The sequence below is a fragment of the Bradyrhizobium sp. SZCCHNRI1029 genome, from assembly GCF_032487555.1.
In the GTDB taxonomy this organism is placed as follows: Bacteria; Pseudomonadota; Alphaproteobacteria; order Rhizobiales; family Xanthobacteraceae; genus Bradyrhizobium.
The window spans coordinates 65,511-87,044 of record NZ_JAUEUK010000011.1; the positions used below are offsets into that span (position 1 = coordinate 65,511).

The following is a 21,534-nucleotide window of genomic DNA, read 5'->3' on the forward strand; positions in this document are numbered from 1 at the left end:
CAGATGCGTCGCGACGATGCCGTCATGATGCACTGCCATGCGAACGACAGCTCATGGATTCGAGGATGACCGAGACCAGACCCTATCGTCCGAATGTCGGTATCGCGCTGCTCAACGCCGAAGGGCTCGTCTTCCTTGGACGCCGCTTTCGCGACGACGGGCCGGAGATCGTGCTGCCCGGGCTCGAATGGCAGATGCCGCAGGGCGGCGTCGACCCCGGCGAGGATCTTCAGGCGGCAGCGCGGCGCGAGCTGTGGGAGGAGACCGGCATTCGCGACGCCGACATCCTCGGCGAGACCGACTGGCTGACTTACGAATTTCCGCCATTCGAGGATCCGAACCACCGGCTCGCGCGCTTTCGCGGCCAGCGCCAGAAATGGTTCGCGATGCGCTTCACCGGGCGCGAGGCCGACATCGATCCGGTGACGCCGCGCAACGGCCAGCCGGCCGAGTTCGACGCCTGGCGCTGGGACCGCCTGGCGCGCGTCCCGGAGCTGGTGGTGCCGTTTCGTCGCGAGGTCTATCGCGCGGTGGCGCAGGCTTTTGCGCATCTCGCCAACGTTGGCGACTGATCTACGTCGGAGCGCGGGGCTCTTCGTCATTCAAGGGCCGACGCTCCGCGCGCCTCGGAAAGGCGATGTCGCGAGAGTTCGCCGGCCTAATTGTCCTCGACCGTGAACGGCCCGATCGCAATCACCCGGCAGTCGTTGTCGCGCGTGGCGCAGTCGGCCAGCGCGCCGCCGATCGCCGTCTCCTCACGGTCGCCATTGAGGCCGAAGCCGGGGTGGCCGGCCGTGCCGACCGCGACTGCATTCCAGCCCGACGTCGCGGCCTCGAGACGTCGCGCCACCTCCTCGCGCGCCTCCGGGGCGATCGCCTGATGGATGGCCGCGCGGAAGAAGCCGGTGGCTTTCATCACGGTCGGTATCGGCACCACGAAGGCATCGTCGAGCGCAACGATGATGCAGGCGGTGCCCGCCTGGGCACCGCAGGCTTCCAGATTGCGGCGAACCACATCGTCGACGAGGTCGCCGCCGACGCTGTAGAAGAACTGCCCGCCGGGCCCGAGCGCGATGGCCTTGGTCCGACGCGCCGTGCCGTAGTTCGCTTCGAGCCGGGCCCGGCCTGTATCGCGCACCAGCGGCATCTCTGCCGCGCTGAAGGCGCGCTCGGTCATCGGGTCGTGGCGCACCCAGGGCTGCGGCGGCAACGGCGGTTTGCTATGCACGTAAACGACATTGTCGCCGACGGCATAGAGTTCGCATTTGCGCGGCCCGTTCGCATTTTCCGCGCGCTGCTGGCACTGCTCCAGCGCAGCCGATTTCGCCGCGTCGTCGCTCGCCTGTCCGGTGACATAGGCGCTGACGCCGTTGATCGTGGTCGCGAACGCCTTGTGATCCGGTGCCGGCACGTAGTCGCGCGCCAGTGCAATGCGGGTCCGCTCGCTCACGAACGGCACGGCTTCGGGTGCAAACTTCTCGGCGGCGACAGTGGATGAAGGCGAGGGCGACTGTTGCGGCTGCGGCGAGTCGGCCGGCTGCCTGGCGACGGATGACTGCGTCGGCGCGGGGGATGGGGATGCAGACGGGACCGAGGACGGCGAAGCCGGCGTGGCCGACAGCCGGGCCAGCGCTTCCGCGGCCGCCTTGGCGGCATCGCGCTGCGCGGGGTGCGGATCGCGATAATCCAGATAGAGCTCGGTCCCGACCCCAACGGCTCCGAGCGCAACCACGGCGGCCGCAATTCGCCAGATCAGGCGGAGCCCGCCCCCGCGGGCGGCTTTCTTTTCTTCCGGCGGCGCGTAGGTGCCGTCCTCGCGGCGCATCGCCACGCGATAGGCGTGCACCGGGGTCGGGATGTTCTTGACCTCCCGCGCGCCCATGTCGGCGAACTGCACCGACAGCTTGTTGGCGACCTGCTCATGAACGGCGCGCGAGATGCAGATGCCGCCGACGTCGGCGAGGCCCTCGAGGCGTGCTGCGATGTTGACGCCGTCGCCGAGCAGATCGCCGTCGCGCTCGACGACGTCGCCGATGGTGATGCCGATGCGGTAGCTCATCTGCCGGCTCGGCGGATACGCCATGTTGCGCGTGCGCAGGCTCTCCTGGATGTCGATCGCGCAACGCACCGCTTCGACCGCGCTGGGGAATTCCGCGAGCACCGCATCACCGGCGGTGTTGAAGATGCGGCCGCCGGCTCGCGCGATGAAGTCGTCAACGACCTCGCGATAGGCCGCCAGTCGCCGTAGCGTCTCTTCTTCATCCTCCGCGACGAGGCGCGAATAGCCGGCGATATCGGCGGCGAAAATCGCCGCGATCTTGCGTTTCAAGACGATCTGTCCTGCCATGTCACCGCGCCCGCTGGATTGGCCGGGAGCATGCCGTCAGATCGGTGAGCATGCAACCGGCCTCCCTTGAAGTAGTCATCGACCGGCGCACGACGTTCGAGCCCCAAACGAAAATGGCCGGGCAGAGCCCGGCCATGAACGTTCATTCATACGTCGTGCGGTGGGATCAATGCAGCGCAGTCGTATTGAGCTGCTGCTGGATCGTCTTGAAGTGATCGAGCCGCTCGATCGCGCGATCGAGCTCGTTGCCCTGCTTCTCGTTCAGCTTGGATTCCATGCCGGCGATCTCGGCCGCGAAAGCGGTCTGGTCGAGCTCCTTCAGCGACGTGGCGACGTCGGCGAGAACCGTCAGACCCTTGTCCGAGATCTCGGCAAGGCCGCCGAGCACGATGATCTTCTGCTGCGATCCGCCTGATGTCACCGTCAGGATACCCGGCCGCAGCGTCGCCACGAACGGCGCATGCCCGGCGAGCACGCCGAAATCACCCTCCTGGCCGGGAACGTCGACCTGGTCGACCTCGCCCGAGAAGGCGATCTTTTCCGGCGAGACGAGATCGAAATGGAAAGTAGCCATTGGGGAAACCTGCGAATAGCGAATAGCGAATGGCGAGTAGTGAAGGAGGAAGCAGCGAACAGCTCGTCTATTCGCTGCTCCCTATTCGCCCTTAGGCTGCCTCAGCGGCCAGCTTCTTGCCCTTCTCGACCGCCTCGTCGATGTTGCCGACCATGTAGAAGGCGGCCTCCGGCAGGTGGTCGTACTTGCCTTCACACAGGCCCTTGAAGCCCTTGATGGTGTCGGCGAGGTCGACGAACTTGCCCGGCGATCCCGTGAAGATTTCGGCGACGTGGAACGGCTGCGACAGGAAGCGCTCGATCTTGCGGGCGCGGGCCACGGTCAGCTTGTCCTCTTCCGACAGCTCGTCCATGCCCAGGATGGCGATGATATCCTGCAGCGACTTGTAGCGCTGCAGAATCTGCTGGACCTGACGCGCGGTCTGATAGTGCTCCTCGCCGACGACCAGCGGGGAGAGCATGCGCGAGGTCGAGTCGAGCGGGTCCACCGCCGGGTAGATGCCCTTTTCCGAGATCGCGCGGTTGAGCACGGTGGTGGCGTCCAAATGCGCGAACGAGGTCGCCGGCGCCGGGTCGGTCAAGTCGTCGGCCGGCACGTAGATGGCCTGCACCGAGGTGATCGAGCCCTTGTTGGTGGTGGTGATGCGCTCCTGCAGCGCGCCCATGTCGGTGGCGAGCGTCGGCTGATAACCCACCGCCGAGGGGATGCGGCCGAGCAGCGCCGACACTTCCGAGCCGGCCTGGGTGAACCGGAAGATGTTGTCGACGAAGAACAGCACGTCCTGGCCCTGGTCGCGGAAGTGCTCGGCGACGGTGAGGCCGGTCAGGCCGACGCGGGCGCGGGCGCCGGGCGGCTCGTTCATCTGGCCGAACACCAGCGCGCACTTCGACTTGACGCTCGGATCGGGATTGTGCGGATCGGCGTTGACCTTGGATTCGATGAACTCGTGATAGAGGTCGTTGCCTTCACGGGTACGCTCGCCGACGCCGGCGAACACCGAATAGCCACCGTGCGCCTTGGCGACGTTGTTGATGAGCTCCTGGATCAGCACGGTCTTGCCGACGCCGGCGCCGCCGAACAGACCGATCTTGCCGCCCTTGGCGTAGGGAGCCAAGAGGTCGACGACCTTGATGCCGGTGACGAGAATCTCGGCTTCGGTCGACTGGTCGGTGTAGCTCGGCGCGTCCGCGTGGATCGGACGCAGGCCCTCGGCCTCGACCGGACCGGCCTCGTCGATCGGCTCGCCGATCACGTTCATGATGCGGCCGAGCGTGCCGACGCCCACCGGCACCTGGATCGGCGAACCGGTGTCGGTCACCTCCTGGCCGCGGACCAGACCTTCGGTGGTGTCCATCGCGATGGTGCGCACGGTGGATTCGCCGAGATGCTGGGCCACTTCGAGCACCAGGCGGTTGCCGGCGTTCTTGGTTTCGAGCGAATTGAGAATGGCCGGCAGGTGACCTTCGAACTGCACGTCGACGACGGCGCCGATGACCTGGGTGATGCGACCGATCTGGTTGGCTGCGGTAGCCATTGAGTGTCTCTCCTTACGATCCGTATACGAAACCACGGTCGGCTCGACCGGGATATGTTCCTGGGTTGCGCTTCAACGGGCGCTGCGCGATCCGGCTAGACCGCCTCGGCGCCCGAAATGATTTCGATCAGTTCCTTGGTGATCATCGCCTGACGCGTGCGGTTGTAGATCAGCGTCTGCTTGCGGATCATCTCGCCGGCGTTGCGCGTGGCGTTGTCCATGGCCGACATCTGCGCACCGTAGAACGAGGCGTTGTTTTCGAGCAGTGCGCGGAAGATCTGCACCGCGAGATTGCGCGGCAGCAGTCCAGCCAGGATCTCGTCCTCTTCCGGCTCGTATTCGTAAGGCGCCAGCGGCGCCGCATTGGCCGGGCGCGCTTCGACCACCAGCGGAATGATCTGCTGAGCGGTCGGGATCTGCGCGATTACCGAGCGGAAGCGCGAGTAGAACAGGGTGCAGACGTCGAATTCGCCGGCCTCGAAGCGGGCAATCACCTTCTTGGCGATCTCGTCGGCATTGGCGAAGCCGATCTGGCGTACGGAGCGCAGGTCCATGTGCTCGACGATCTGCTTGTCGAACTGGCGGCGAAGCTGCTCATAACCCTTGCGGCCAACGCAGAAGAACTTCACCTCCTTGCCCTGGTTCATCAGGGCGAGCGCACGCTCGCGCGCCAGGCGGACGATCGAGGAGTTGAACGCGCCAGACAGGCCGCGCTCGCCGGTGCAGACCAGCAGCAGGTGCACCTGATCGCGACCGGTGCCCGCCAACAGCTTCGGGCCGCCGGCGGAGGCGATGGTGGCGCTCGCGATGTTGGAGATCACGGCGTCCATCTTCTCGGCATAGGGACGCGCCGCTTCGGCCGCCTGCTGCGCGCGGCGCAGCTTGGAGGCGGCGACCATCTGCATGGCCTTGGTGATCTTCTGCGTCGCCTTGGTCGAGGCGATGCGGACCCGCATGTCTTTCAGTGACGCCATTGTTCGTCTAGCTCACCCCGGCGGCCGATCCGTTGAAGACCCGACCGCTCAACCCTGAGATTGGTCATGCCCGGCCTGGCGCCGGGCATGAGATGTCACGTTGTCCCACCCCGAAGGGCGTGGATCGCCGGCCGGAGCCGGCCACGACCTCGCGATCAGGCGAAGGTCTTGGCGAAGCCCTCGACGACCGCCTTCAGCTTGGCGGCGCTGTCGTCGGACAGATCCTTGCTGTCGCGGATCGCGTTGAGCAGGTCGGCATTCTTGCCGCGCAGCAGCGACAGCAGGCCGTCCTCGAAGGCGCGCACCTTGTTGAGCGGCAGCGGATCGAGATAGCCGTTGGTGCCGGCCCAGATCACGCAGACCTGCTCTTCCATCTTCAGCGGCGAGAACTGCGGCTGCTTCAGGAGCTCGGTCAGGCGTGCGCCGCGGTTGAGCAGGCGCTGGGTCGAGGCGTCCAAGTCGGAGCCGAACTGCGCGAAGGCCGCCATCTCGCGGTACTGCGCCAGCTCGCCCTTGATCTTGCCGGCGACCTTCTTCATCGCCTTGGTCTGGGCGGAGGAGCCGACGCGCGACACCGACAGACCGACGTTCACGGCCGGACGGATGCCCTGGAAGAACAGATCGGTCTCCAGGAAGATCTGGCCGTCGGTGATCGAAATGACGTTGGTCGGAATGTAGGCCGACACGTCGTTGGCCTGGGTCTCGATGACGGGCAACGCGGTCAGCGACCCCAGACCATGGTCCTTGCTGAGCTTGGCGGCGCGCTCGAGCAGGCGGGAGTGCAGATAGAACACGTCGCCCGGATAGGCCTCGCGGCCCGGCGGACGGCGCAGCAGCAGCGACATCTGGCGATAGGCGACGGCCTGCTTCGACAGATCGTCATAGATGATGACGGCGTGCATGCCGTTGTCGCGGAAGTACTCGCCCATGGTGCAGCCGGTGAACGGGGCCAGATATTGCATCGGGGCCGGATCGGACGCGGTGGCGGCGATGACGATCGAATACTCCAGCGCGCCCTGCTCTTCGAGCACCTTCACGAACTGAGCGACGGTGGAGCGCTTCTGGCCGATCGCGACATAGACGCAGTACAGCTTCTGGCTCTCGGGAGCGCCAGCGACGTTCAGCGGCTTCTGGTTCAGGATGGTGTCGAGCGCGATCGCGGTCTTGCCGGTCTGACGGTCACCGATGATCAGCTCGCGCTGGCCACGGCCGACCGGGATCAGGGCGTCGATCGCCTTGAGGCCGGTCGACATCGGCTCGTTCACCGACTTGCGCGGAATGATGCCGGGGGCCTTGACGTCGACGCGCTTGCGCTCGGTGGCCTGGATCGGGCCCTTGCCGTCGATCGGATTGCCGAGCGCGTCAACGACGCGGCCGAGCAGACCCTTGCCGACCGGAGCGTCGACGATGGCGCGGGTGCGCTTGACGGTCTGGCCTTCCTTGATCTCGCGGTCGGCGCCGAAGATGACGACGCCGACATTGTCGGTCTCGAGGTTCAGCGCCATGCCGCGGGTGCCGTTCTCGAACTCGACCATCTCGCCGGCCTGGACGTTGTCGAGACCGTAGACGCGGGCGATACCGTCACCGACGGACAGCACCTGTCCGACTTCGGTGACTTCGGCTTCCTGCCCGAAATTCTTGATCTGGTCCTTGAGGATCGCGGAAATTTCCGCGGCGCGGATGTCCATCAGCCTGCCTCTTTCATCGCGTGCTTGATCGAGTTGAGTTTGGTGCGAAGCGAACTATCGATCATGCGGCTGCCGAGCTTGACGACGAGCCCGCCGATAATCGCTGGATCGACTTTCACGTTGAGCGCGACGTCCTTGCCGGTCACCGTCTTCAGTGAGGCCTTCAAGGCGTCGAGATTCTTGTCGGAGAGCGGCTCGGCGACGACGACGTCGGCCGTGGCCTCTCCCTTGTATTTGGCGACCAGCGCGTTGAAGGCGCGGATCACGTCGGTCACCGCGAACAGGCGGCGGTTGGCGGTCAGCACGCGCAGCACGTTGGCGGCGACACCGGCGATGCCGGCCTTGTCCAGCACGGTATTCAGCGCCTTGAGCTGCACGTCCGCACCGAACACCGGACTGCGGACGAGGCGCTTGAGATCGGCGCTCTCATCGAGGAGGGCATTGAACCTGTCGAGATCGGCCTTGACCGCATCGACGGACTTTTCGTCACGGGCCAGTTCAAACAGGGCCGTCGCGTAACGACCGGACACACCGGATACGGAGGGATCTTCAGCAGCCACAGACGTGCTCTTTTTATATGCGCCCAACCCACAAGAGGGACACCGGCGCGCCGCTGCGGCGCAAACCAGCTAAGCCCTTGGAATTCAAGCAGGACTTTGATTTTCGATCGCCGCGAGAGCAGCTTGATCACGAAAAGCGGCGCTTTGCTAACATAGCGTACGCGCAGCCGCAACAAGCGGCGGCCCGCTATTCGGCACCTTGTTGCCGCGCCGCGGTCGGAGCCTACGCGCGGTCCAACGGACTCGCTGATGGCCGCCCGCGCGCGCCCCGCCCCCGATACCAGTCACTCAGCGCAAGGTTCCAGCTGTTGCTGCATGGCCGCCATGCTGGTTTGGCCTTGACTCCCGTCGGCGGTGCCCGGCGGCCGCCGACCAGCCCGCACCGACATTACTTGCTGACATCTTGGCATCCTAAGTGAGAACTTAACTCAACAGTATTTTGAAGTATTTGATCGTTAATAAATCGTTAACGCGGTGGATTACGGAATTTTCCGTGATGAGTAGACCGCGATGCAAGATGTTTCGATCAGAGCGGAACAATTTCTACTGCCCCATTCACGCCTCATTGCCCCACCAAACGGCGCGCGCCTCAACACCTGACGGGGGTCCACTGGCCGCAGAACGCGGCAATACTGTTCGAGGGACATAGATGCTGAAACTGAAGAACCTCTCGGCTGGCAAGATCGCCGGCTCGCGCACCGCGCTCGCTGTTGCCGTGACGCTGATCGTCGGCGGCAGCGCCACCGAAGCCTCGGCCCGGTCCAGGCACCACCATCACCACGCTCGCCACCACCATCATCACATGGCGCGTCATGCTGCTCAGCCCGCCGCCGACTCGTTTTCGAACGGATGGTCGTCCAACGGCTCCTCGTGGATGAACTCCAACGCAGCGGTTACGCCGTCGTCCGGCACCGGCCGCACTTTCTCCGGCATGGCGTCGTACTATGGCAACGAGTCCGGCAGCCGCACCGCATCCGGCCAGCGCATGAACGCCAACGCGATGACCTGCGCTCACCGCTCGCTGCCGTTCGGCACCAAGCTGCGCGTGACCCATGGCGGCAACAGCGTCATCGTCACCGTCAACGACCGCGGCCCGTTCATCCGCGGCCGGGTGCTCGACCTGTCGACCGGCGCAGCCCGCGCCATCGGCCTGACCCGCGCCGGCGTCGGCCGCGTCACCGCCGAGGTCGTGTCATAACGTAGAGACGTCTTCCTCCCTCAGCACGGCTGATCGGCGCTGCATCAGCTTTGTGGATGCAGTCGCGCGTCAGCGTGCTGAGGAGCGAGTCGGGGCGGAGCGCCGAGGCAGTCCGAGTTCTGCCGGTCGTCAGCGTGCTCGATTGCGACGCTCGCAAGGATGAAGAGCACTTCCGTCGACCGACGCGCCTATCCCGGCGGCGCACCTCTTGGAGAGGACAGTTCGGAAGGTGCCGGAACGAGGCGGCCGCCATAGTCGCGAAAGCGAACCTTTCCGCTCCACCTGCCGTCCAACGCCGCAACCAGTTCGCGCGCGAGCGCCGGCCAATCGTGGCCACCACGCGGGTCGTAGATCCTGACACCGACCCCCCTGTTACTGGGAGGAAGCCGATCGGTGTGCCAGTGCTGCTCATCGATTGAGATCACCGGACTGTCCTCGGCACAGAGCGACAGGTAGAGCATATCGACCGTCGGGGCCTGGCTCTGGCTGAGGTCCCGGAACGACATCTGCCGCGACTGGCCGAACTGCTCCAGGAGCTTCGCGAGATCCCGCCAATCCGCCTGCACGATATCGAGATCGATATTGACGACGGCGCTGACGGAACGCTGCCCGTCCCGAAACACATTGTGACAAGAACGGTCCGCCGAGAGCATCGGGAGCGCTGCCACCGATCCCGATGCGGCGACGGCAAGCGAGGCGAGCAAAAGACCGAGCCGGGGCCTGAAACTCGTCTGCGCATCCCCCGGTATCAATCCGCAACAGCGCAGCGTCAGCCAGAAGATAAGGCCGCCGATCGCGCCCAGCACCGCCATCCACGCCAGCAACTCTGCATATGAGATCCAGCCAGCCAAGGTCGGGATGCCGTCGACCCATTGGACGACATCATTCACCGAATCCCAACCGCGGCTGGATGGATCGAGTGGCCAGGTCAGGATGCCGACCGGAATCATTCCGATCAACGCCGCGCCGGCGACCGCAGCCCACAGACGCTTCCACCGCTTCCAGCGATAGAGCAGTGCAACCGGGACGCCGAGAATGAGCGCGTGGCCAATCGTGACCGCGAAGGCCAGCGGCAACATTTGGGACGCCTTGCCGGAGATCGCTGCAAATAGCGCCGCAGGCGCAAGAGCACCGAGAAGAAAGGCGGCGATCCATGGCAGCGTGGACATCATCCGAGATTGCCGGCCGCGCGCCGAGTCCGCAAGACCGCGAGCAGCTCAGAGGAAGCTCTGCGGGTCGACGTCGACCTCGAGCTTGAGATTGCCCTTGGGCTTCTCGGCATGCGCCAGCCAGTGGCGCAGATAATCCGACAGATCGAAATTACGGGCCGACTTGAGCAGCAGCCGGAAGCGGTAGCGGCCCTTGATCACCGCGAGCGGCGCCTCGGCCGGGCCGAGCAGCAACACGCCCTCCTCACGCGGCGCTGACGCGACCAGCCGGCGGGCGAAGCCTTCGGCAGTAGGCCGATCCCCCGCCGAGATGATCAGGCTCGCCAGCCGGCCGAACGGCGGATAGCCGGTGCGCTCGCGCGCGTCGATTTCGCTGGTGTAGAAAGCTTCGCGGTCGCAGGCGACCAGCGCCTTCATGACGGGGTGCTCGGGCTGGTGGGTCTGCAGATAGCCGCGACCCCGCCCCTGCTCGCGGCCGGCGCGGCCGATCACCTGGTTCAAAAGCTGCCAGGTGCGCTCGGCGGCGCGCGGATCGCCATTGCCGAGGCCGAGATCGGCATCGACCACCCCGACCAGATTGAGCCGCGGAAAGTTGTGGCCCTTGGCGACGAGCTGGGTGCCGATGATCAGGTCGACGCGGCCTTCGGCGATCTCGGTCAGCTCGGCGCGCATGGTTTCGATCGAGGTGATCAGGTCGCTCGACAGCACCATGCTGCGCGCCTCAGGAAACAGCGCCGCCGCCTCCTCCTGCAGCCGCTCCACGCCGGGCCCCACCGCGACCAGCGATTCCTCGGCCGCGCAATGCGGGCAGGTCGGCGGCCGCGGCATCGAGAACCCGCAATGGTGACAGACGAGGCGCTGGCGAAAGCGATGATCGACCAGCCACGCGTCGCAGATGGTGCAGGCGAAGCGATGGCCGCAGGCGCGGCACAGGGTCAGCGGCGCATAGCCGCGGCGGTTCAGGAACAGCAGCGCCTGCTCGCCGCGCTCGATCGCGGTGCGGATCTCGCCGGCGAGCCGCGGCGAGATGTAGCGGCCGCGCGGCGGCGGCTCGCGCCGGAGATCGATGGCCTCGATATGCGGCATGTGCTGGCCGCCGAACCGCGACGGCAGCGCGACGCGCTGATAGCGGCCCTTGCGGGCATTGACCTCGGTCTCGACCGAGGGGGTGGCCGAGGCCAGCACCACCGGAAATTTGGCGATGTGGCCGCGCACCACCGCCATGTCGCGGGCGTGGTAGTGCGCGCCCTCGTCCTGCTTGTAGGCCTGATCGTGCTCCTCATCGACGACGATCAGGCCGAGATCGGCATAGGGCAGGAACAGCGCCGAGCGGGCGCCGACCACGACCGGCGCCTCGCCGGCGGCGATCGCCGCCCAGTTGCGCTGGCGCGTGCGCGGGGTCAGCTCGGAATGCCATTCCAGCGGCCGCACGCCGAAGCGGCGCGAGAAGCGGTCGAGGAACTGGCCGGTGAGCGAAATCTCAGGCATCAGGATCAGCGACTGCCGGCCGCGGCGGACGGTCTCGGCCACCGCCTCGAAATAGACTTCGGTCTTGCCGGAGCCGGTGACGCCGTCGAGCAGCGCGACCTGGAAGCCGCCATCGGCGGCCAGCGCCCGCATCGCCGCGACGCCGGCCAGCTGCGCGTCGAAGAACTCGGGCTGCGCGAACGACGGATCGGGCGCCGGCGGCGGCAGCGCACGCGGCATCGCCTCGACCGTGAGGGTCCCCTCGTCGACCAGGCCGTCGATCACGCTGCTGGAGACGCCGATCTCGCGGACGAGGTCGGACTTTCCATGCAGCAGACCGTCGGACACCGCCTCGATGACCCGCCGCCGCGCCGGCGTCAGCCGCTTGGGCGGCTCGCCGACCAGGCGGACGCCGAGCCGGACACGCTCCGGGCCAAGATGCTCGCCCATGCGCAGGCACATCCGCAGCACCATGCCGCGCGGCGACAGCGTGTAATTGGCGACCCAGTCGACCAGCGAGCGCAGCTCCGGCTTGAGGGGCGGCACCTCGAGCTTCTCGCTGACATCCTTGAGCCGGTTGTGCAGCCGCGGATCCGGATTGGCATTCTCCGCCCACACCACCGCCAGTACCTCGCGCGGCCCGAGCGGCACGCCGACGATATCGCCCGGCTTCAGATCCATGCCGCGCGGCACGCGGTAGGAATAGGTGTGGTCGAGCGCGACCGGAACCAGCACGTCGACCACGCCGGTCGTGCTGGCTGCACCTGGAAAGAGGTCGGTCGCGCGGTCCATGAGGGCGGAGATAGCCTTGCTCTGGCTGAAGCGAAAGCCGTCCGGCAAAGTTAGCGAACGGTAAAGGACGACAGTGCGATATACATGACTCGACGAGATGAGATCGAGCTGTTCCCGCGAGCGCCATTGCACTCCCTCTTCCCGCTCTTGCGGGGAGAGGCGCAAACCGAGTTCGCGGCGATCGACAACGCTTCACAGCGACCCATCCGTGGGCACGGACGCCATGGCAAAGCAAACAGAGCCGACTCACGCGGACACGGACGAAGAGTCTGAGGCCACCGCCCTCCTCGGCGCCGACGAGGGCGTCGTCCAGGCCATGATGCAGTGGCTGGCGCATCTGCGCAGCGAGCGCCGGCTGTCCCCGAAGACGGTCGAGGCCTACGCCCGTGACCTCCGGCAGTGCCTGCAATTCCTCTGCATCCATTGGGGCGAGCCGGTGACGCTGGTGCGCTTCGCCGGGCTGGAGGCCGCCGACATCCGGGCTTTCATGGCGATGCGCCGCGCCGACGACATCGCCGGACGTTCCCTGATGCGAACCTTGGCGGGCCTGCGCTCGTTCGGGCGCTTTCTGGAGCGCGAGGGCACGGGCAAGGTCGGCGCCCTCTCAGGAATCCGCGCGCCAAAGATCGCCAAGAGCCTGCCGAAGCCGCTGCCGATGGACGCCGCCAAGCGCCTCGCCGATGCCGACGAGCGCGCCGGCGAGACCCGCGAGACCTGGGTGCTGGCACGCGACGCCGCGGTGATGGCGCTGCTGTATGGCTCCGGCCTGCGCATCTCCGAGGCGCTCGGCCTGAAACGCCGCGAGGTGCCGCGTCCCGGCGAAGGCGACGTGCTGGTGGTGACCGGCAAGGGCAACAAGACCCGGATGGTGCCGGTGCTGCAGAACGTGCTGCAGCTGATCGACGAGTATGCCAGGCTTTGTCCGTACCCGCTGCCTGCGGAGGGGCCGATGTTTCTCGGCGCCAAGGGCGGTCCGTTGAGCCCGCGCATCATCCAGCTCGCGATGGAGCGGCTGCGCGGCGCGCTGGGCCTGCCGGACAGCGCCACGCCGCACGCGCTGCGCCATTCCTTCGCGACGCACCTGTTGTCGCGCGGCGGCGACCTGCGCGCGATCCAAGAGCTGCTCGGCCACGCCTCGCTGTCGACGACGCAGATCTATACCGGCATCGATTCGGAGCGCCTGCTGCAGGTCTACGCGTCAGCGCATCCGCGACGGTGACATTTTTCGTTCATATCGTTTCGCTTGCGCTGTCCCCCCGGTTCCGGCAATCGTCTTGGCTGCTTGATCCGGAGGGGACAGATGAGCGCACATGAGAGCATGGAGCATGCGGAGCATGCCGAGCACGCGTCCGGCGAAAACAAGAAGATCGCGCTGCTGATCGCCGTCATAGCCCTGTTCCTGGCGCTGTCCGAAACGCTCGGCAAGGGCGCGCAGACCGAATCGATCAGCAAGAACGTCGAGGCCTCCAACCTCTGGGCCTTCTTCCAGGCCAAGACCGTTCGCCGCACCGTGGTGCAGACCGCCGCCGAGCAGGGCAAACTGAGCTTGCCGGCGCTGCCTGACGAGGCGGCCAAGGCGGCGTTGCAGAAGCAGATCGACGATTGGCAGAAGAATGCTGCGCGCTATCGCTCCGAGCCCGAAACCGGCGAAGGCAGCGAGCAACTCGCCGAGCGCGCCAAGCATGCCGAGCACGAACGCGACGAGGCGACGGCAAAGTACCACCACTATGAGCTCGCGTCGGCCGCCTTCCAGATCGGCATCGTGCTGGCGTCGGCGACGATCATCACGGGAATGATCGTTCTGGCCTGGGCCTCCGGAGGGCTCGCGCTGATCGGTATTGCCATGACGCTGCTCGGCCTGTTCCAGCCGCATCTCTTGCATCTGCACTGAGGTCAGCGACAGCAACTGGCTTGCGACGTCGCGACCACCACTACCGCGCCTGCTGCACGCTCCTGCGGAAGCGCATGATCACGCGCAGCACGCGCGATGACCAGCCATCGGCATTGCCGTGGATGATCTCGCGGATGCGCTGCTTGATAGGATCGACCAGCGCCGCGGCTTTCCTGCGCAGCGCGAGCACGGCCTCGTAGAGCCACGCGAACCAGGACATCTGCAGCAGCTTGCTGCGCGTCACATCGAAGATGAAGGCGGTGACGCCGACACCGACGATCTTGCCGAACACGATCGTGGCCAGCGCAAACTTCCACTGCTGGTGCATCAAAAGCCACATGCCGATCAGCTTGAGCGGAAACAGCAGCACGACCGGCACGACGAAGACGATCAGGGTCAGCGCCGGCGACAGGGTCTCGATGCGCGCGGCCAGCCAGTGCTTGAAGCTACGCAGCGGTACCGCGGCGACGATGCGCGCCACGATCGGCTCGAGATGGTCCCACAGCCAAGCTTCGATCAGGAAGATGATCGCGAGCAGAACCCAGAACGGCTGAAGCAGGCGGCGCAGCATCGGACTCCATCTCCGCCAGGCCTCGCGGGTTGAGGCCGCTATGACGATACGACCTCGCGCCTTGCCGTTCGGTTCAGCGTCAAAAGCGGGCGTTTTGTCGCACCCACCGAAGGCGCCTCCGGGCGTCCATCACATATGGATGGCCCGCTTACCCACCGCAAGCGCGGCTTCCTTCACGGCCTCCGACCGTGTCGGATGCGCGTGGCAGGTGCGCGCGAGATCCTCGGCAGAGCCACCGAACTCCATCAATACGGCGGCCTCGTGAATGATTTCCCCGGCCTCGCGGCCGATGATATGGGCGCCGAGCACGCGATCCGTCTTCGCATCGGCTAGGATCTTCACGAAACCGTCAGTGGTCTGGTTGACCTTGGAACGGCCATTCGCGGTAAACGGAAACTTCCCGACGGTATAGGCGACGCCGGCCTGCTTCAGCTCGTCCTCGGTCTTGCCGACGGAGGCCACTTCGGGCGTCGTGTAGACCACGCCTGGAATGACGTCGTAGTTCACGTGCCCGGCCTGGCCCGCGAGGATCTCGGCCACCGCGACGCCCTCGTCCTCCGCCTTGTGCGCGAGCATCGGCCCTGCAACGACGTCGCCGATGGCGTAGACGCCGGGCACGCTGGTCGCGAAATGATGGTCGATCTGGACGCGGCCGCGGTTGTCGAGCGCGACGCCCGCTTCCTGCAGCCCGAGTCCCTCGGTGTAGGGCACGCGGCCGATCGCCACGAGCACCACGTCGGCTTCGATCTTCTCGGCCGCGCCGCCGGCCGCCGGCTCGATCATGGCCGAGAGCGTCGTGCCAGAGGTGTCGACACCGGTCACCTTGGCACCGAGCTTGAACGCAAAGCCCTGCTTCTCGAGGATTCGTTGGAACTGCTTGGCGATCTCGCCATCCATGCCGGGCAGGATGCGATCGAGGAATTCGACCACGGTGACCTTGGCGCCGAGGCGGCGCCACACCGAGCCGAGTTCGAGCCCGATCACGCCGGCGCCGACCACCAAGAGCGTCGAAGGCACCTTGTCCAGCGACAGAGCTCCGGTCGAGGACACGATGCGCTTCTCATCGATCTCGATGCCCTTGAGCCGCGCGATGTCCGAGCCCGTCGCGATCACGATGTTCTTGGTCTCGACGGTCTGCACGGCGCCGTCATTGCCGGTGACCTGCAGTTTGCCGGTGCCGAGGATCTTGCCCTTGCCCACGAGCACGTCGATCTTGTTCTTCTTCATCAGGAACTCGACGCCCTTGACGTTGCCGTCAATGCCCTGCTGCTTGAAGTTCATCATCGCCGGCAGATCGATCTCGGGCTGGGGCACCTTGATGCCCATCTTGGCGAAGGAGTGCCCGGCTTCCTCGAACAGCTCCGAGGCGTGCAGCAGCGCCTTCGACGGCATGCAGCCGACATTGAGACAGGTGCCGCCGAGGGTGGCGTTCTTCTCGACCACGGCCACCTTCATGCCGAGCTGTGCTGCGCGGATGGCGCAAACATAACCACCGGGTCCGGTGCCGATGACGACGAGATCGTAGGATGCCATGATCGAATGTTCCGTAAGCTTGCAAGTCAGAGATAGCGACGGTCGTCAGCGTCCGCCCGACACGTCGAGAATGGCCGAAGTGACATAGGAAGCCTCGTCCGACAGCAGCCAGACGATGGCATTGGCGATTTCCTCCGCGGTGCCGACGCGCTTCATCGGCACCAGCGGGGCGAGACGATGGGCGCGATCGGGCTCGCCGCCGGAGGCGTGGATATCAGTGTCGATCAGCCCTGGGCGAATGGCGGCGACGCGGATGCCTTCATTGGCGACCTCGTGACCGAGGCCGACGGTGAAGGAATCGATCGCGCCCTTCGACGCCGCATAATCGACGTAGGTATTCGGCGAGCCGAGCTTGGCGGCGACCGAGGACAGGTTGATGATCACGCCGCCCTGTCCGCCATGCCGCGTCGACATGCGCTTCACCGCCTCACGTGCGCACAGGATGCTGCCGGTGACGTTGACCGCCATCAAACGCTCGATGCGCTCCGCGCTCATCTCGTCGACGCGCGTGGTCGGACCGACGATGCCGGCATTGTTGATGAGCGCGCCGAGCGTGCCGAACTTGTCCGCCGCCTTGAACAGAGCGAGGATGTCGTGCTCGCGGCCGACGTCGCATTTGACTGCGATGGCCTTGCCGTTCTTGGCCTCGATCGCGGCCACCGTGCTCTGCGCGGCGGCCTCGTTGGAGGCGTAGCCGACCACGATCTTGAAGCCGCGCGATGCGGCGGCGATGGCGGTGGCGCGGCCGATGCCGCGGCTGCCGCCGGTGATCACTGCAACCCTGTCGGTCATGATGGCCCCCGTTAGGTCTGAGGCGCGCTCATGAAGCGCGCCTCATGTCTTCAAGTCGTCGCGTGCCCTCAGAGATCCAGCACGAGCCGTGCCGGATCCTCCAGGCTTTCCTTGACTCGCACCAGGAACGTCACGGCTTCCTTGCCGTCGATGACGCGGTGATCGTAGGACAGCGCCAGATACATCATCGGGCGGACTTCGATCTTGCCGCCGACCACCACCGGGCGCTCCTGGATCTTGTGCATGCCGAGGATGCCGGACTGCGGCGCGTTCAGGATCGGGGTCGACATCAGCGAGCCGTAGATGCCGCCATTGGTGATGGTGAAGGTGCCGCCCTGCATCTCGTCGATCTTGAGCTGGCCGTCACGGGCGCGGCGGCCGAAATCGGCGATGCCCTTCTCGATGTCGGCGATCGACTTGTGGTCGCAGTCGCGCACGACGGGCACGACCAGGCCCTTGTCGGTGCCGACGGCGACGCCGATGTGATAGTAGTTCTTGTAGATCAGGTCGGTGCCGTCGATCTCGGCGTTGACCGCCGGGATGTCCTTGAGCGCCTGCACCACGGCCTTGGTGAAGAAGCCCATGAAGCCGAGCTTGGAGCCGTGCTTCTTCTCGAACACGTCCTTGTACTGGCTGCGCAGCGCCATGACGTTGGTCATGTCGACCTCGTTGAAGGTCGTCAGCATCGCCGCGGTGTTCTGCACGTCCTTGAGGCGGCGCGCGATGGTCTGGCGCAGCCGCGTCATCTTCACGCGCTCCTCGCGCGCGGCGTCGTCGGCCGGCGACGGCGCACGCACCTGGACCGAGGCGGCGGGCTGATTGACCGGGGTCGGCGCGGACGCTGCGCGCTCGATGGCGGCCAGCATGTCGCCCTTGGTGACGCGGCCGTCCTTGCCGGAGCCCGGCACGGTGGTCGCATCGACGCCGCTCTCAGCCGAGAGCTTGCGAACCGACGGCGCCTGCGGGGTATCGGCGGGCAGCGCCTTGGCAGGGGCGGGAGCCGCAGCCGGCGGCGCAGCGGCAGCCGGCTTCGCCGGAGCCGGAGCAGCAGCGGCGGGCTTGGCAGCCACGGCGCCATCCGTGATCTGGCCGAGCAGCGCGCCGACGGCGACCGTCTCGCCATCCTTGGCGATGATCTCGCCCAAGGTGCCGGCCGAAGGCGCGGGCACCTCGATCGTGACCTTGTCGGTCTCGAGCTCGACGAGGGGCTCGTCGACCGCCACGGCGTCGCCTGCCTTCTTGAACCAGCGGCCGATGGTGGCTTCGGTGACGGATTCACCCAGCGTCGGAACGCGAATTTCAGTCATGGTCTTTATCCTCAATAACCCGTGCGGTCATAAAGCCGGTCCGCCATCGCCTTGCGGCGAGCAAGCGATGCGGGACGGACGATCAACGCGATGTACTTGCGCCCCGCAGATTGCGGGGCGCGTCAAAAAAGGCAGGTTCAGTTCAGGGCTTCGTCGAGCAGCGCCTTCAGCTGGGCGAGATGCTTGGACATCAGGCCCGTGGCGGTCGCGGCCGACGCAGCACGGCCGGCATAGCGCGGACGCTTGCTCTTGCCGCCGGTCTGGTTCAGCACCCACTCGAGATACGGCTCGATGAAGTGCCACGCGCCCATGTTGCGCGGCTCTTCCTGACACCACACGACTTCTGCGTTCTTGAAGCGGCCGAGCTCGGCGACCAGCGCCTTGAGTGGCACCGGATAGAGCTGCTCGACGCGCATCAGGTAGACGTCGTTGAGCCCGCGCTTCTCGCGCTCGTCGTAGAGATCGTAATACACCTTGCCCGAGCACAGCACGATGCGGCGGATCTGGTCGTCCGGCACCAGCTTGGTCTTGTCGTCCGCCTGCATCTGGGCGTCATCGTACAGGATGCGGTGGAACGTGGTGCCCTTGGCGAGCTCCTCGAGCCGAGACACCGCGCGCTTGTGGCGCAGCAGCGATTTCGGCGTCATCACGATCAGCGGCTTGCGGATCTCGCGATGCAGCTGGCGGCGCAGCACGTGGAAGTAGTTTGCCGGCGTGGTCGGATAGACCACCTGCATGTTGTCCTCGGCGCACATCTGCAGATAGCGCTCGAGGCGTGCCGAGGAATGCTCGGGGCCCTGGCCCTCATAGCCGTGCGGCAGCAGGCAGACCAGGCCGGACATGCGCAACCATTTGCGCTCGCCCGACGAGATGAACTGGTCGAACAACACCTGAGCGCCGTTGGCGAAGTCGCCGAACTGCGCCTCCCACAGGGTCAGCGCGGTCGGCTCTGCGAGCGAATAGCCGTATTCGAAGCCGAGCACGGCTTCTTCGGACAGCAGCGAGTTGATGACCTCGAAGTGGCCCTGCTCCGGCGCCAGATGGTTGAACGGCGTGTAGCGGCTCTCGTCCTCCTGATCGATCAGCACCGAATGGCGCTGCGAGAAGGTGCCGCGCTCGCTGTCCTGGCCGGAGAGGCGAACCTTGTGGCCTTCGAGCAGCAGCGAGCAGTACGCCAGCGCCTCGCCGGTCGCCCAGTCGAGCCCGATGCCGCTCTCGATCGCCTTGGCGCGGTTCTCGAGGAAACGCTGGATCGTCCGATGCAGGCGGAAGCCGTCCGGCACCTTGGTGATCTTGCGGCCGATCTCCTTGAGGCGGTCGATCTCGACGCCGGTGACGCCGCGGCGCGCCTCCTCCTCCTGGTCGGCGGACTTGAAACCCGCCCACTTGCCGTCGAGCCAGTCGGCCTTGTTCGGACGATAGCTCGTGCCGGCCTCGAACTCGGCGTCGAGACGGGCGCGCCAGTCGGCCTTGGCCTTGTCGACCTCGCCCTCGGTCATCACGCCTTCGGCGACCAGCCGCTTGGAGTAGATCTCCAAGGTCGACGGATGGCCGGCGATCTTCTTGTACATCACCGGCTGGGTGAAAGCCGGCTCGTCACCTTCGTTGTGGCCATGCCTGCGGTAGCAGAACATGTCGATGACGACCGGCTTGTGGAACTTCTGCCGGAACTCGGTCGCGACCTTGGCCGCGAACACCACCGCTTCAGGATCGTCACCGTTCACGTGGAAGATCGGCGCATCGATCATCTTGGCGACGTCGGACGGATAGGGCGACGAGCGCGAATAGCGCGGATAGGTCGTGAAGCCGATCTGGTTGTTGACGATGAAATGAATCGAGCCACCGGTCCGGTAGCCTTTCAGATCCGACAGCGCGAAGCACTCCGCCACCACGCCCTGGCCGGCGAACGCAGCGTCGCCATGCATCAAGAGCGGCAGCACCGAGATGCGCATGTCGGGCGGATCGCCGTGCTGGTCCTGCTTGGCGCGGACCTTGCCGAGCACCACGGGGTCGACGATCTCGAGATGCGAGGGGTTGGCGGTCAGCGACAGGTGGATGCGATTGCCGTCGAACTCGCGGTCCGAGGAGGCGCCGAGGTGGTACTTGACGTCGCCGGAGCCTTCGACCGCGTCGGGATTGGCCGAGCCGCCCTTGAACTCGTGGAACAGCGCGCGATGCGGCTTGCCCATGACCTGGGTCAGCACGTTGAGGCGGCCGCGATGCGGCATGCCCAGCACGATCTCCTTCACGCCGAGATTGCCGCCGCGCTTGATGATCTGCTCCAGCGCCGGGATCAGCGACTCGCCGCCGTCGAGACCGAAGCGCTTGGTGCCGGTGAACTTGACGTCGCAGAACTTCTCGAAGCCTTCGGATTCGATCAGCTTCTGCAGAATCGCGCGACGGCCCTCACGGGTGAACGAGATCTCCTTGTCCGGCCCCTCGATGCGCTCCTGGATCCAGGCCTTCTGCGCCGCGTTCGTGATGTGCATGAACTCGACGCCAAGCGTCTGGCAATAGGTGCGCTCGCAGATCGCGACGATCTCGCGCAAGCTGCCGTATTCGAGGCCGAGCACGTGATCGAGGAAGATCTTGCGGTCGTAGTCGGCCTCGGTGAAACCGTAGGAGCGCGGGTCCAGCTCCTCGCGGTTGCGCGGCGCCTCGATGCCGAGCGGATCGAGCTTGGCGTGGAAGTGGCCGCGCATGCGGTAGGCGCGGATCAGCATCAACGCGCGGACGGAGTCGCGGGTGGCCTGGTTGACGTCGGCCGCCGACAATTCGACGCCCTTGGCCTGAGCCTTCTGCGCAATCTTCTCGCCGACCTTCTTCTCGACGACGGCCCAGTTGCCGTCCAGCGCCGAGGTCAATTCGTCCCGGGGGGAGACCGGCCAGTTGCTGCGCGCCCAGGAGGGGCCCGACGCATTCTTCTGCACGTCGGCCGGCGCATCCTTCAGGCTCTTGAAGAACTCCTGCCATTCCGGGTCGACCGAAGCGGGATCCTTCTCGTAGCGGGCGTAGATCTCATCGATGTAGGTGGCATTGGTGCCCTGCAGAAAAGACGACAGGGCGAAGGCGGCGTTCGCATCTTGGCGAGACATGGTGGCGTCCTGGTAATTTCGATGCGCCCAATCAAAACGGCG

17 protein-coding genes are annotated in these 21,534 nt (G+C 66.0%); 4 read left to right on the forward strand and 13 right to left on the reverse strand.

All coding sequences use genetic code 11. The features are described from left to right. Positions 1-65 precede the first annotated feature (65 nt). The gene (locus QW861_RS27310; RefSeq protein ID WP_315750642.1) at positions 66-572 is read left to right on the forward strand and encodes an RNA pyrophosphohydrolase; all 507 of its coding nucleotides are present in this window, start codon (positions 66-68) and stop codon (positions 570-572) included. An 86-nt stretch (positions 573-658) separates the two neighbouring features. On the opposite strand, the gene QW861_RS27315 is transcribed toward QW861_RS27310, so the two are convergent. The 6 genes from QW861_RS27315 to QW861_RS27340 form a co-directional block, all read right to left on the reverse strand. Continuing rightward, the gene (locus QW861_RS27315; RefSeq protein ID WP_315750640.1) at positions 659-2,347 is read right to left on the reverse strand and encodes an adenylate/guanylate cyclase domain-containing protein; all 1,689 of its coding nucleotides are present in this window, start codon (positions 2,345-2,347) and stop codon (positions 659-661) included. A gap of 166 nt (positions 2,348-2,513) precedes the next feature. Further along, positions 2,514-2,921, reverse strand: a complete 408-nt coding sequence (locus tag QW861_RS27320) for a F0F1 ATP synthase subunit epsilon (protein ID WP_315715938.1) — start codon at positions 2,919-2,921, stop codon at positions 2,514-2,516. A gap of 91 nt (positions 2,922-3,012) precedes the next feature. Continuing rightward, on the reverse strand, positions 3,013-4,455 hold the full coding sequence (gene atpD / locus QW861_RS27325) for a F0F1 ATP synthase subunit beta (protein WP_315715937.1): 1,443 nt from the start codon (positions 4,453-4,455) through the stop codon (positions 3,013-3,015). Positions 4,456-4,550: 95 nt separating this feature from the next. Beyond that, on the reverse strand, positions 4,551-5,429 hold the full coding sequence (locus tag QW861_RS27330) for a F0F1 ATP synthase subunit gamma (protein WP_315715936.1): 879 nt from the start codon (positions 5,427-5,429) through the stop codon (positions 4,551-4,553). Between the two features lie 155 nt (positions 5,430-5,584). After that, the gene (gene atpA / locus QW861_RS27335; protein WP_315715935.1) at positions 5,585-7,117 is read right to left on the reverse strand and encodes a F0F1 ATP synthase subunit alpha; all 1,533 of its coding nucleotides are present in this window, start codon (positions 7,115-7,117) and stop codon (positions 5,585-5,587) included. Continuing rightward, entirely contained in the window at positions 7,117-7,677 is a 561-nt protein-coding gene (locus tag QW861_RS27340; protein WP_315750638.1) for a F0F1 ATP synthase subunit delta, read from the reverse strand. The genes atpA and QW861_RS27340 overlap by 1 nt, the downstream gene beginning before the upstream one ends. A gap of 649 nt (positions 7,678-8,326) precedes the next feature. Here QW861_RS27340 and QW861_RS27345 point away from each other — a divergent pair. Then, a complete protein-coding gene (locus tag QW861_RS27345) occupies positions 8,327-8,875 on the forward strand; it encodes a septal ring lytic transglycosylase RlpA family protein (protein ID WP_315715933.1) in 549 nt (182 codons plus the stop codon). Positions 8,876-9,063: 188 nt separating this feature from the next. On the opposite strand, the gene QW861_RS27350 is transcribed toward QW861_RS27345, so the two are convergent. Both QW861_RS27350 and QW861_RS27355 read right to left on the reverse strand, forming a co-directional pair. Continuing rightward, positions 9,064-10,047, reverse strand: a complete 984-nt coding sequence (locus QW861_RS27350) for a hypothetical protein (protein ID WP_315750636.1) — start codon at positions 10,045-10,047, stop codon at positions 9,064-9,066. Positions 10,048-10,092: 45 nt separating this feature from the next. Next, positions 10,093-12,303, reverse strand: a complete 2,211-nt coding sequence (locus QW861_RS27355) for a primosomal protein N' (protein ID WP_315750634.1) — start codon at positions 12,301-12,303, stop codon at positions 10,093-10,095. Positions 12,304-12,619: 316 nt separating this feature from the next. On the opposite strand from QW861_RS27355, the gene QW861_RS27360 reads away from it, so the two are divergent. Beyond that, on the forward strand, positions 12,620-13,522 hold the full coding sequence (locus tag QW861_RS27360) for a tyrosine recombinase XerC (protein ID WP_315750843.1): 903 nt from the start codon (positions 12,620-12,622) through the stop codon (positions 13,520-13,522). A gap of 81 nt (positions 13,523-13,603) precedes the next feature. Beyond that, on the forward strand, positions 13,604-14,194 hold the full coding sequence (locus QW861_RS27365; RefSeq protein ID WP_315715931.1) for a DUF4337 domain-containing protein: 591 nt from the start codon (positions 13,604-13,606) through the stop codon (positions 14,192-14,194). 40 nt (positions 14,195-14,234) lie between these two features. Here the strand turns inward: QW861_RS27365 and QW861_RS27370 are convergent, their stop codons facing one another. The 5 genes from QW861_RS27370 to QW861_RS27390 form a co-directional block, all read right to left on the reverse strand. After that, complete coding sequence (locus QW861_RS27370; protein WP_315750633.1) at positions 14,235-14,765, reverse strand: hypothetical protein; 531 nt, start codon at positions 14,763-14,765, stop codon at positions 14,235-14,237. Between the two features lie 129 nt (positions 14,766-14,894). Continuing rightward, on the reverse strand, positions 14,895-16,298 hold the full coding sequence (gene lpdA, locus QW861_RS27375; RefSeq protein WP_315715929.1) for a dihydrolipoyl dehydrogenase: 1,404 nt from the start codon (positions 16,296-16,298) through the stop codon (positions 14,895-14,897). A 45-nt stretch (positions 16,299-16,343) separates the two neighbouring features. Beyond that, entirely contained in the window at positions 16,344-17,090 is a 747-nt protein-coding gene (locus QW861_RS27380; protein WP_315715928.1) for an SDR family oxidoreductase, read from the reverse strand. A 68-nt stretch (positions 17,091-17,158) separates the two neighbouring features. Then, positions 17,159-18,397, reverse strand: coding sequence for a 2-oxoglutarate dehydrogenase complex dihydrolipoyllysine-residue succinyltransferase (gene odhB, locus QW861_RS27385; RefSeq protein WP_315715927.1), 1,239 nt, complete (start codon positions 18,395-18,397; stop codon positions 17,159-17,161). A 137-nt stretch (positions 18,398-18,534) separates the two neighbouring features. After that, on the reverse strand, positions 18,535-21,492 hold the full coding sequence (locus QW861_RS27390; protein WP_315750632.1) for a 2-oxoglutarate dehydrogenase E1 component: 2,958 nt from the start codon (positions 21,490-21,492) through the stop codon (positions 18,535-18,537). Positions 21,493-21,534 lie beyond the last annotated feature (42 nt).